Origin of the sequence: Photobacterium andalusiense (assembly GCF_900185625.1) — a bacterium.
Taxonomy (GTDB): domain Bacteria; phylum Pseudomonadota; class Gammaproteobacteria; order Enterobacterales; family Vibrionaceae; genus Photobacterium; species Photobacterium aquimaris.
The window spans coordinates 1,116,115-1,129,226 of record NZ_FYAJ01000001.1 but is presented as its reverse complement, the minus strand read 5'-3'; the positions used below and the strand labels follow the sequence as shown (position 1 = coordinate 1,129,226).

Here is a 13,112-nt window from a genome sequence, read left to right as displayed (position 1 = left end):
ACCATAAATATTGTTAGTCAGTAAGAGAGTATTTTTATGTTAGCAAAGCTAAGTCAGCTGCCCAATGGTGTGCGTCAATATATGTTAGTGACGTTTAACTATTGGAACTTCACTTTAACCGATGGCGCATTGCGAATGTTGGTGGTGTTACATTTTCACCAATTAGGTTATAGCCCATTAGAAATAGCATCACTGTTTTTATTTTATGAATTTTTTGGTGTGGTGACTAATCTGATAGGTGGTTGGCTTGGTGCGCATTTAGGCTTAAATCGTACCATGAATATTGGTTTATTTATGCAAGTTGTGGCGTTGTTAATGCTTGCTGTTCCATCTGTAAATTTAACCGTTATATGGGTGATGTTTGCTCAAGCGTTATCTGGTATTGCGAAAGACTTAAATAAAATGAGTGCTAAAAGCGCGATAAAAACCTTAGTGCCAAACGATCAGCAAGGTGCGTTGTATAAATGGATTGCAATACTAACAGGTTCAAAAAATGCGCTTAAAGGTGTCGGCTTTTTCTTAGGTGGCGCATTGTTAGCATTAATTGGTTTTCAAGGTGCAGTTATTGCAATGGCATCTGTGTTAGCAGTAGTGTTTATATGTAGTTTATTGTGGCTTGATAAAGATTTAGGTAAAGCAAAAACCAAAATTAAATTTAGCGAGATATTTTCAAAAAGTCGTAGCATTAATATATTATCAGCGGCCAGAATGTTCTTGTTTGGTGCGCGTGATGTATGGTTTGTGATTGCATTACCGTTATATTTAGGCCAAGTTTTTGGTTGGGATCATGTATTAGTCGGTAGTTTTCTTGCTATTTGGGTTATTGGCTATGGCTTGGTTCAAAGTATTGCTCCGCGCATAACAGGAAAAGCATCGGGTATTGTGCCTGATGGGCGAGCAGCTTTAGCATGGGCGAGTGTATTAGCTCTTGTCACCGCGACGATTGCATTGGCAATACAAATTAATTGGTATCCTCAATTTGTTATTGTTATTGGTTTAATGATCTTTGGTGCTATTTTTGCGATTAATTCTTCATTACATTCTTACCTAATTGTTAGTTATGCCAAGGATGATGGTGTTAGTTTAGATGTCGGATTTTATTATATGGCTAATGCAATGGGACGTTTAATCGGAACATTGCTTTCTGGCGCGATTTATCAGCTTTATGGATTATCAATGTGTCTTTGGATTGCGTTTACTTTTATTGCTATTACAACAGTAATTTCATTATGGTTACCTCGTAATCATCCAGATTCTGTCGCGATTTAAACGCATTTAAAAATGGCTTTTAATCGTAAAGTGATATTTATCAAAAGATATTAAATAATAACTATGATTAATGGTTGTTATCTTTAACTAGGCAGGTCTATACGGTATATTGGGCGAATTATTATTATTATACATAGTATCAAAGATAATTATTTGTCCGATATATTGCGTAGGCCGCTGATTACTTATGGTTACAACACTAAAAGCCTTAAAACGAAATAGTTATGGCGGTGAGTTTATACACGAAGCACTTACGAGTGTTTATGAAATGTTTAAACCAGTACATTGCTATATTGCTTACTTTGATAAAGTTCATCACAAAGCGATTTCATTAGCCTATTATGTGGATGGTCACCTTTCAAATACAGCATTTAGTTATTCGACAGATAATGCGCCCTGTTTAAAATTGATATCAGCAGGGAAACCTCTTTATCTATCAAATAATATATCGAAGGTATACCCATTTAATCAAATTATAACTTCCTCTATTTTTTATTCTTATTTGGGATTACCGATATTTTCTCGCCAAGGAAAAGTGATAGGTGTTATTGGGTGTTTATTTGATATTCCCTTTTTATTTTCTGAATCATTATACCAAGAGTGGTGTGATGTTATTGGTAATGTCCTTGGTTCTGATGTTGAGTATCTTGCTTTATTGTCATCACAAAAAAAATTACTTCAAGAAATGGAGCAATGTCAGCAAGAAGCTAAACTTGGTAATTGGCAACTCGATTTAGTGACAAACAGTTATTACTGGAGTAAAGAAATCTATCGTATTTTTCAATGTGAGATAAACGATTTTATACCAAATGAAAAAACGATTAATGAATTTATTCATACTGATGATCAGGTTAGAGTCAATGAATTAAAAGATGAAATGCTAAATAGTAATAATGTCAGTTATAGCATTATCTATCGTATTGTATTAGAAAATAGAAAAACTAAATACTTACGAGAACATTGTAATATTCTACGAAATATAAATGGTATCGCAACTATAATTAAAGGTACTCTGCAAGATATTACTGATTTTTATTATGTTAATGATAAATTAAATCAAGCATCTAATAAATTAACAATGACTTATGATGCCGTAGTTGAAGGTATTTGGGAGTATGATTTAAAAACTAAAAAGTTAATAACATCACCTAAGTTTTGGGATATATTAGCCATTAATAAAAATCATGTTAAAAATATTAGTAATTATTTAGCAATGGTTCATAAAGATGACAAATTGACTGTTATTGAATCTTTTTCAAAATTACGAGATGGTGATGTGATATCTATTGATGTTGAATTTAGGTTACAACCAAAAGATAAACAAACAGAATGTCGTTGGTTTAATTGCAAAGGCAATATTATAGAATCAAACAACAAAAAGTGTAGTGATACTATTGTTGGTGTATTGATTGATATAACAGAGACTGTGTTAGCTGCGCAACAACTAACATTGGCAAAAACAGTTTTTGATAATACCTCTGAATGTATTGTGATTACAGATCAAGATAATAATATCATCTCAGTGAATAAAGCTTTTGAAACGGTCACAGGTTATAGTAAAAGCTATGTGATAGGAAAAAATCCTCGTATATTATCATCGGGTTATCACGATTTGGCATTTTATAAAAAGATGTGGCATAGCCTAGATACAATAGGAACATGGCAAGGACAATTACATAATCGTCGTAGTGATGGTGCTATTTATCCAGAAGAGATGACGATAAATAAGATTGAAGATGATCATAAAGTAGTTAATTATGTTGGTGTGTTTCACGATATAAGCTCGCGAAAACAAACTGAGAAAAAGTTAAGAATATTAGCTGATAATGATATGTTGACGGGATTAATGAATCGTCGTCGATTTGTTGAAAAAGTTGAACAACAAATAAATAAAATGACTCACCCAGGTAAAGGAACCATAACGACTGGCGTCTGTTCTTTATTATTTATTGATGTTGATGATTTCAAAATATTTAATGATCTTTATGGCCACGACTTTGGTGATGATATTTTAAAAAGTGTTGCAGATATTTTAACAGCAACAGTATGCGAACATAGTCTTATTTGTCGTTACGGCGGTGATGAGTATGCGGTATTAATTAAAGATAAAGATATTAATTATGCAAAAGATATTGCACGTCAATTAATAGATATTATATCAAAACCAATTATTTGTAATGACATTGAAATAAACCTTACTATTAGCATTGGTATATCGTCATATCCACAAAGTGGTACTACCCATCAGGCATTGTTAAAAAATGCTGATTATGCAATGTATGAACAAAAGTGGCTTGGACGTAATGGTCTTTGTGTTTATGATCAACAATTACAAGATGAATATATTCGTAAGCTGAAATTACGCGATAAACTGAAATATGCAATCGATGCTAATAAGATCAATGTTTATTATCAACCGATAGTTGATAGTAGGACGGGTAAGGTTTGTAAGTTTGAAGCGTTAGCACGTTGGTATGATGACGTTGATGGATTTATTTCTCCAGGGGTGTTTATTCCTATTGCTGAACGTTATGGCTTAATTGGTCAGTTAGGTCAACAAGTGTTTGAGCAAGCTTGTGCTGATTTAGATCGTATCCATCGATGTGGATTTGATGACATTATTTTCTCCATTAACCACTCGGTAAAAGAGTTCTCACAGCATAATCAACAATACATTTTTGATACCATTAACAGTTATCATTTACCTTACAGTGCCATTATGATTGAAATAACAGAATCTACAGCATTGGATGACGGTAAAAATATCATTGATACACTTGCCGCATTTCGTTCTCGTGGTATTGCAATTTCGTTGGATGACTTTGGAACGGGGTATTCATCACTTGCTGCTATTATTGATATTAAACCTGACATTATTAAAATTGATCGTAGTTTTATTATTGATATTGAACACTGTAAAGAAAGCAAAATGTTGGTATCACTGGTACTTGATTTGAGTCATAAATTAAATGTTGAAGTTGTAGCTGAAGGTGTTGAGACTCAAGCACAGTTAGATATTTTATCTTCGATGGCTTGCCACTATATTCAAGGCTATTACTATAGTCCAGCTGTCGCGATTGATGAGGCGATTGCAATACTAAAAGTGCGTAATCATAATGTTATTGATATAAATATACAGTAAGCAGCACCATTACTATTATTTGTAAAATTGAAATGCTATAACAAGAGTTCTTTTGATATATAGATTGTTATTTGGTAAGTCATGCAGACTCTTTTTTTTGATTTTGATGGTACTTTGGTTGATTCGGAAACATTCCATGCTGAAAATTGGAGTGCCTATTTAGCAACGTATGGTGTAACGCTCACTGCTGATGATTTTATTACATATTATGCGGGAGTTACTTGGCCTAAGATTGCGAAACATTTTATTGAACATTACCAATTAAATGTTGATATCGTGACAATTACCACTGAAATGGAAGCATTAACAGAGGCAAAAATTCGCGATCAAGGAATCCCGGCGTTACCTGGCGTTGATGCCATACTTAACGCATTTGCAGGTAAAGTGCCAATGGCTGTTGTAACTGGTGCCCCACGGGATTATGTCGAAGGGGTATTAAAGCAACATGGCTGGTTTGATCTATTTGAACATGTGTTTAGTGGTTATGAAGTCACTAATAATAAACCAGCACCAGATGTTTATTTGCATGCTTGTCAAATAATGAAAGTTGCACCGCATCAAACTGTCGCGGTAGAAGATAGTCGAACTGGTTTACAAGCAGCTAAAAATGCGAATATTTGTTGTTTATTAATTAATCCTCATCCGTCATTAATAGGGATTGATGCTGATCATAAATTTACTTCTATGGTAGCAGCAACACCGCTATTAGATTCGTTATTTAAAGCTAAATTAGTATTGAGCGCGGTGTAAAATAGACTATTATTTTGTGGCAATAACTCGCTATGTTAAATTACTCGAGTTGAAATAATTCAAATAGGTTAATGATGGAAAACGAAGAAATTATGACTGGCGATATGCTGGTTGAAACAGTGGAAAACCAGTTGGCTGACGGTAATCCATTAGTGGTTAAAGAAACATTAATGCGTTTAATGATGACAGGTACAGCTCGAGATGAAGCAGTGCAAATGATTGCTTGTGCATTATCAATTGAAGTATTTGATGTAATGAAAAATGACGGTAAATTTGATTTAAAACGTTACCGTGAAAACCTTGTTGCATTACCAGATATGCCTTGGGAAGATGATCTATAATAGGGATTTTTGCCGCAAAAACCGTGAGTTAATATCACGGTTTTTTTATATCTATAACTGTTAGATGAAGAAGTGACAATAAAGTTAAATTTGAGCAAGGGTTTTTGCTTGGTGCAAAGTTGCAATTCTTGAAAGCATCGCTAAAGAACGTTGGTGTTCCTGTTCTGTTGCTGAAGTGCAAGCATCGCTGACAATATGAACACTGTAATCTCGGTCATGAGCATCTCGAACAGCGGATTGAATTGCCCAACAAGTACTTACGCCACAAAAATAGACATCGGTGATGGCATTTACGCGTAAAATGCTATCTAGCTCCGTGTTATAAAATGGATTGACGCGTGATTTTATTACCACAGTATCATCTGCTGTTACTTGCAGATCTGGATGAAATTCAGTACCCCATTGACCGAGCTCTAAAGCGCGATATTGTTGTGCTTTACCAAACATCGGTGACTGATGTGGTAGCTCAAGATAGTTTGGTTGAAAACCGACTTTGACAAAGATACAAGGTAGATTATTTTCTTTTGCCCATTGAATAGCAATATTTGCATTATTGATCACATGGTGAGTACTAACTTGTTCAGCACAGCTAGGTATTTTGCCATTTTTATCGACAATATCATTAATGAAGTCAATGATAACTAAGGCTTTATTCATATTATTACCTTTAAGAACAGAGTTTAGTTTTAACGAATGTAAATAAGCATACAATCAAATCTTAAATTTTAATATTATGAAATCTTAGATATAAAAAAAGCTTTTAGTCTTACAACTAAAAGCTTTTTTGCGGATGCTGTTATTTAGCATAAGCAAAAATAACACTACCACCTTTGATGGTATCAATAATTTTCTTGGTTAAATACGTTGGTATAGCAGGGCAGCCCCAGCTACGACCAAGGTAACCATTACGCTTTATAAACGCTTCAGATACATATTTGGCGCCATGGATAACGATAAAACGTTTTAAAGCGTTATCATTTTCACCCCGCGTTAACCCATTAAGTTTTAATGAGTAACCATTACCGCCATTATATGTACCTTCAGTTAAGAATGTACCTAATGATGTTTTATGTGAATTGACTCGATTAGAAAATCTATCAGCGACTAAGCGACCACTGTTCTCACCGTGTGACACATAGGTGCGGTAAAGTAATTTATTTGACTTTAGGTCTATGACATAAAATCGTTTTTCAGTAGAAGGCATGCTGTAATCAATGATTGTTAGCAGCGATTTCTTTTTGCCACGCGTTTTGTTGTAAGCAATAAATGCTTTTTTGAAGACATTAAAATCGATTTTGCCTTTTAAATCGGCTTTTTGGTAGACATAGTCAGCAACAATGTCTGCATTTTTTCGTTCTGTATTGACAACATGGGCAGACGCACTTAACGGTAAAAGACATACCATTAATAGAAATAGGTAAATAACTTTTTTCATTTCATTCTTTCTATTCTTAAACAGGTTGCAGAGATTAGTAGCAATTAAGCGAGATCACACTTTATCATAAATAAGAATTAAAGAAGAATATTTAAATGCTAAATTATAACCGGGATAACCGCATTAATATGATGATATTTGATAAATTAATAGTTAATTTAATTATTGATAACAAAGGCTTATTAATATGAACATCATTTAATTAATAACAGTCAGTTAAATGAATATGAAGCTAAATAAAGCTCGTTTAATTTAGCCTTTCATGTGATTAACCTATTGATTACATTGTGTTATTGTATTTTTTGTTTTGATTATTTAATATTTAATAAAAATTAAAAATAATAATGTGTCGAGGTTTTTTTTAGAAAATATTTTTAAGTGAATTAAAACGACAACAAATAAACCTGAATATAAGATGAAGAAAAATAAATAATAGCTATTCATATTGTTCAATATAAATAATAGCGCAGATATTGTTAATAATATCTGCGCTAATCTATAGATTAAATATTACAAACTTTACTCCAACTGCCATCACTTCCTGGAATAGAGACTGTATACCAATTGGCTTTGAAGATTACGCCATCATGGATGATTTGATCTCCTGAACCTGCATGACTTGGATTGCCTTGCCAATCAGTTTGAGGCCAATTAGGGTAAGTATTTAGGCCTGCTGAATCACAGTTGCCGCTATTATCACCTGTATCACCACCGTTATTATCACCGCCACCGGCATTTAAATCACCGATAGGTAGGTTAGGTTGCTCAAACTTAAACGCATACTCATTACCATCTACATTCACAGAGTAGTTAGCAGGGCCTGAGATTGGTAGGTAGTAAATGAAGTCTAGCTCGTAGCTTTCACCTGCTGGTAGTGGTTTCCACTTAGGCAGAGTAAAGGCGACACGGTGCATAGTTCCGTCTAGACCACCAATGTTATCACCACGTGTATGACCAGAAGAAATAACTTTCAAGCCACCACCAGATTGATCTTTCGCGTTATCAGGTGCTGAAACAGGAATATCAAACTGGAACTCTGTACCACCCGGTAAATCATTACCCGTGTTGTTGATAAAGGTTACGGTTGGGTTGATAGGGTAGTTTTGGTCACCAACTTTGAAGCCGCTAACATTAACTGCAATATCAATTGCTTGAGTTGGAATTGCACCCGTTGCGATTGTATTACCGTATGGGGTTGCAGACTTAAACTTATCGTAGATAGCTTTCGTCATAGCGTTACCCATGTGGTACTCACCGTTACCAGAAGCACATGCTTTTTCAGTTGCGTCAATAGTGTTAGTACGCTTACCGTTAGCATCGAATAAGTAACAGTTGTAGTCGCCTGCAAGCTCCCAGAACATGATACCACCGATTTCTTTATCGATTACGTAGTCAGCTTTCACGCCAACCGATGCTTTATCTTCTGTTGAGATAAATACGCTTTTCTCTGCATTCCATAACCATGGTGCAACAGCGACATCATCGTAATTACGGGTGTACGAACCAACAAGTTTATCTTGTGGATCACTTACAGGATCTAAACCATAAGCGGCTGTGTATGAACCGAAGATACCTTTTTCAAGGTTTTTCGCATGCCACATTGGGTTAGAGCCGGCACCCATTTCTTTACCATTTGGATCAAGATCATGCCACATGTTGTCGATACCGATAGCACCGTAACCACAGTTGTTCTTCTCGCCTTCACCAGTGCCTGCCTGACACTCAGACTGGTTAGGTAGTGCTGCACGACCCCATAGACCGTTATCACCACCTTTAACACCTTGCCAACCACGGGTGTAGTATGGAACACCGATATTGATACGACCAGCAGGCATTGAACCACGGAAGTAGTGGTAAGCCCAGTCAGTATTTAGGTAACCCATACCACCGTATGCTGCTGTGCCGTATACGTTCCACTGTGCTAACTCTGAATCTTTACCTGTATCGAATAGCGCAGCATTATGACCAACGTGGTCGTTCCAAGCACCGTGTAAGTCGTAAGACATGATGTTTACATAATCTAAGTACTTCGTTACATCAAATGTTTCCATACCACGTAGTAGGTAACCAGATGATGGTGCTGCAATCGTTAGCATGTAGTGAATATCATCTTCAGCAGAAGCAACATCCAGTTTTTCACGAAGGACTTTCATCAGTTCTTGGTAAGAAGCCCATAGGTATGGACGACGTGGTTCCATGAACTCTTTATCGTATGGGTTACCAGCACCCGCCATAGATGTAGGGTATTCGTAATCAATATCAAGCCCATCGAACTTGTACTTACGTAGCATTTCAACGGCAGATGTTGCGAATTTCTCAATGCCAGCATGGTTAATAGAACCATCAGCATTTGTCGTCATAGTGTAGAAGCCACCATCTGGTGCTCGACCACCATCAGTACCAAAGTGACCACCTGTTTCAGCCCAACCACCGATAGAGATTAATGTTTTAACATCGTGTTTAGCTTTTGCTGTTGCAAGTGCACCGAAGTGACCTTTAAAGCCAAGTGCTGGATCGATTTCAACACCATCCCATTCCATACCCACTGCCGCATTGCTTGGATCTGATGTATCACCGATGTTAACTTTGCCATCAGCACCAATACTTACGAATGCGTAGTTAATGTGTGTTAACTGTTCCCATGGGATATCATTAACTAAGTAGCTGCTTTGAGGATCATCGCCTGCACGCCAGCTTGTGAAGTAACCAATAACACGACGAGGGTGATCGGCACCCATCATTTCACGTCCATCTTCATCATAGATAGAACAGTAAGGCACATTTACGCCTTCAGTTTGGTATAAACCGTCAGGACGACAACCATTTGATACAACAGCGCCATTAACTGCAACAGAACTTACGGCTGAATCAGATGTTTTGTTTTGGTCATCAGTTGCACGAGCAAAGATTTTTGCATTGCCTGCTTGAACTGTTGTGTATTCAAGAGCATAAGGGGCTGTAGCTGCTGTGCCAACTAGTGCGCCATTTACGTAGAAATCAACTTTGTCTACCGTGCCATCAGTATCTGCTGCGTCAGCAGTAATGGTAACAACTTCACCTAGTTCAACGCTGGTCGCTGAAACGGCAACAGAAACGGTAGGCGCTTGGTTAACTGGTCCTTCAGGTGCGACATCAACGCTAACATTTGCTTGGCTACTTGCTGCGTTTTTATCATCGTAAGCCATCGCTGAAAGACTATGTACACCTTCTGTAGCTGTCCATGCAAACTCGTATGGTGCTGTTGTTGTTGAACCAACAACTTGTCCATCGACTAGGAAATCAACTTTCGCAATAGTACCGTCAGTATCGGTTGCATTTGCTTTAATAAGAACAGTTTCACCCGTTGTGATGACTGCTGTGGCTGTTGGCGCAGTAAGACTTGCTGTCGGTACGGCATTTTCTACTGGATCAACAGGTGGGTCGATAGGTGGCTCGCCACCAGAACAAAGATCAAGTTGAAGCCATTGTGAATATTGACCGTTGTTGTCTGTCGGTGAGTTATTTTGTGTCCAGTAATTAGCTTTATAAGCAACACCCGCTTGTTGGACTTGATCGCCGCCGGTATAAACGCTGTCACTTTTCCATTCTGTAAGGTCAGTACAATCAACAGCAGCTTGTGCGTTGAATGCAAATAAGCATGAGAGGCTAAGGGTACTGAGCGTAAACATTCCCTTTGTTGCTATTCCTTGTTTCCCGTGATTCATATGTGATCCTTTGGTTTTATTATTGATACAGCACCAGTAATAAATCTGAGTTTATTTACTTTTTACGTGCCATAAAAAAACTATAAGTGCAATTAGCCTATTTGTACGAAGCAATGCTTGGATATTCATGTGAGATCGCGGAAAATGTTGCAATAATGTAAATTTTTACTGAGGTATTGAATTAAGCGCACTGTAATTGAGTAGTTTGTTAACTGAAATGATAATGAATGCTTAATAAGTATTATATTGAGGGGTGCTATTAAGAAATGGATTTGGGTGTCGTGGTGGGATTGATCTCCCCTTTGTTATTGGTTTTGAGTATTTATAACAAAGGGGAAACTGTTAATGTTGCTAACACAGCATGTGTTATTAATCAAAAATATTAGTTATTGATGTTAGCTTTGAATTTTTCTTGTGTAGTAGTATCAGCTTTGCTGTACCAATAGTTTAACATTTTGTTAACGTAGGCTTGATCGATATGCCCATCTTTTTCTGCTGGACTAACTTGCTGCTGTGCGCGTTGCATTTCATTGGCCGTAATTGCTGTCGCTAATGCAGCAGGCGCTTTACTTAAGTTGTATTGCGCGATCTCTTGTTGGTAATTACGGTTAATTTGTAGACCATCTTTGATTAAAACATCGTGTTTAAAAGGTACTTCACTACCATTGGCAGCTAATAAATGTAGCGTTGGTTGACGGTTAAATTTTTGAGCTTGGTAATCACTTGAAATTTTAGGTAACTGAAGGGTATACGTTGCATCATTACCAGAAAATGTCATAACAACGACTTCTGAACGAAATAAGTGAGTATCACCATTTTCACGGTAGTTTTTATCGTAACGAAAAGCGATTTGGTTACTGCCATTATTTAAAATTTGGGTTGCATTACCTTCCGCGTTAACACCATTGACGAGAACCAGTTCAGCAGATTGGGGTAGATTAAGTGTTACATCAGCAAATGATGAGAAGCTAATGCTACACGCCGCTAAAGAGAGTAGGGCTGTACGTAGTTTCATGTCGATTCCTTTTGAGTGCGTAGAATGAATAATGTGTATTAGGTATAGTGATACTATTGTATTCTGATCATTACTGTATTGACAAATAACTATCGAAATTAATAGTTAATAACGCTTTTGTTGGTATAAAAAAACCCAGCGCAGGCTGGGTTTAATGTTCATTTAGATTCAGCGTTCTATTACTTTACGTAACAAGCAAAACCTTTAAGGTAGAAACCTTCAGGGTAAGCACTGTCTAGAGGGTGATCAGCTGCTTGGCTAAAACGCTCAATGAATTGCACGTCACGGTGAGCATCAATGGCTGCATCTGCAATAATTTTTTGAAATAAGCCGTTATCCATCAAACCAGAGCAAGAGTATGTTAATAGCATACCACCCGGCTTTAGAATTTGCATTGCTAGCATATTGATGTCTTTGTAACCACGACAAGCACCCACTAGCTGAGACTTAGATTCCGCAAATTTAGGTGGATCCATAATAACGACATCAAATAGCTCGCCACGTTCACGGTATTCACGTAATAGTTTAAATACATCAGCGTTTACAAACTGCGCATTTTCAACCGGATAACCGTTAATTTCTGCGTTAAGTTGTGCGGTGTCAAGTGCAGGCTGAGATACATCAACGTTAACCACTTCACTAGCGCCGCCTTTTAATGCGTATAAACCAAAGCCGCCGGTGTAACAGAAGCAGTTTAGAACGCGCTTACCATTAACATATTTAACCGACGCTTCACGGCTATCACGTTGGTCAAGGTAGAAACCTGTTTTGTGACCACCAACGATATCAACGTTAATCTTAACGCCATTTTCTTCGATAGTAACAAACTTCGGTGGCTCTTCGCCGTGTAGAACACCTGTGCGTTGTTTTAAACCTTCTTTTTTACGAACAGAAACATCTGAGCGTTCGTAAATATTACAGTTAGGGTAGCATTGTTGTAATGCTTCAATCAGTACTTCGCGTTGTGCTTCAGCACCTGCACTTAGTAACTGACAAACTAAGTAATCTTGGTAGCGATCAATCGTGATTCCAGGAAGGCCATCAGATTCTGCAGCAATTAAGCGGTAACCAGTAAGACCATCGCGAGCCGCTAAGACATCACGTAGACTTTGTGCAGCATTTAGGCGGTTAACAAAGAAGTTAACGTCAATGGCTTCATTTTTGTTGAATGTCCATACGCGAACGCGAATTTGAGACTGTGGAGAATAAGCACCACGTGCTAGCCATTCGCCTTTGTTATCGTAAACATCAACGGTTTCGCCGAGTTCAGGTTTTCCTTCAACACGGTCAATACCGCGAGAAAAAATCCAAGGGTGGCGACGGCGTAGTGATTTTTCACGGCCTTTTACCAAATAAATAGAAGCTGTCATGACATGCCCAGTATGGAGTTCGAGTGGGAGCGTATTATGTTGCTCTGGCTAGGTAAAATCAAATGAAAACGTCTAAGTCGGCATAT

At 37.2% G+C, this 13,112-nt stretch carries 9 protein-coding genes; 4 read left to right on the top strand and 5 right to left on the bottom strand.

Features of this window, described 5'->3' with window-relative positions; translation table 11 throughout:
- Window positions 1–36 precede the first annotated feature (36 nt).
- From arsJ to PAND9192_RS05100, 4 genes are all read left to right on the top strand, one after another.
- Window positions 37–1,269: an organoarsenical effux MFS transporter ArsJ gene (arsJ, locus tag PAND9192_RS05115; RefSeq protein ID WP_087852816.1), complete on the top strand. Its 1,233-nt coding sequence runs from the start codon at window positions 37–39 to the stop codon at window positions 1,267–1,269.
- 187 nt (window positions 1,270–1,456) lie between these two features.
- Window positions 1,457–4,411, top strand: coding sequence for a bifunctional diguanylate cyclase/phosphodiesterase (locus PAND9192_RS05110; RefSeq protein WP_087852815.1), 2,955 nt, complete (start codon window positions 1,457–1,459; stop codon window positions 4,409–4,411).
- Between the two features lie 81 nt (window positions 4,412–4,492).
- Window positions 4,493–5,161, top strand: a complete 669-nt coding sequence (locus PAND9192_RS05105; RefSeq protein WP_087852814.1) for an HAD family hydrolase — start codon at window positions 4,493–4,495, stop codon at window positions 5,159–5,161.
- A 74-nt stretch (window positions 5,162–5,235) separates the two neighbouring features.
- Window positions 5,236–5,502 (top strand): hypothetical protein, encoded by a 267-nt coding sequence (locus PAND9192_RS05100; RefSeq protein WP_060997445.1) that lies wholly within the window; start codon window positions 5,236–5,238, stop codon window positions 5,500–5,502.
- A gap of 84 nt (window positions 5,503–5,586) precedes the next feature.
- Here the strand turns inward: PAND9192_RS05100 and PAND9192_RS05095 are convergent, their stop codons facing one another.
- The 5 genes from PAND9192_RS05095 to PAND9192_RS05075 all read right to left on the bottom strand — a co-directional run bounded on the left by PAND9192_RS05095 (window position 5,587) and on the right by PAND9192_RS05075 (window position 13,026).
- Window positions 5,587–6,159: a cysteine hydrolase family protein gene (locus PAND9192_RS05095; protein WP_087852813.1), complete on the bottom strand. Its 573-nt coding sequence runs from the start codon at window positions 6,157–6,159 to the stop codon at window positions 5,587–5,589.
- Between the two features lie 139 nt (window positions 6,160–6,298).
- Window positions 6,299–6,937, bottom strand: coding sequence for a murein L,D-transpeptidase catalytic domain family protein (locus PAND9192_RS05090; RefSeq protein WP_200817769.1), 639 nt, complete (start codon window positions 6,935–6,937; stop codon window positions 6,299–6,301).
- 503 nt (window positions 6,938–7,440) lie between these two features.
- The gene (locus PAND9192_RS05085; RefSeq protein ID WP_087852812.1) at window positions 7,441–10,641 is read right to left on the bottom strand and encodes a chitinase C-terminal domain-containing protein; all 3,201 of its coding nucleotides are present in this window, start codon (window positions 10,639–10,641) and stop codon (window positions 7,441–7,443) included.
- Between the two features lie 382 nt (window positions 10,642–11,023).
- Window positions 11,024–11,656, bottom strand: coding sequence for a YccT family protein (locus tag PAND9192_RS05080; protein ID WP_087852811.1), 633 nt, complete (start codon window positions 11,654–11,656; stop codon window positions 11,024–11,026).
- Between the two features lie 179 nt (window positions 11,657–11,835).
- The gene (locus tag PAND9192_RS05075; protein WP_087852810.1) at window positions 11,836–13,026 is read right to left on the bottom strand and encodes a class I SAM-dependent methyltransferase; all 1,191 of its coding nucleotides are present in this window, start codon (window positions 13,024–13,026) and stop codon (window positions 11,836–11,838) included.
- Window positions 13,027–13,112: the final 86 nt, after the last annotated feature.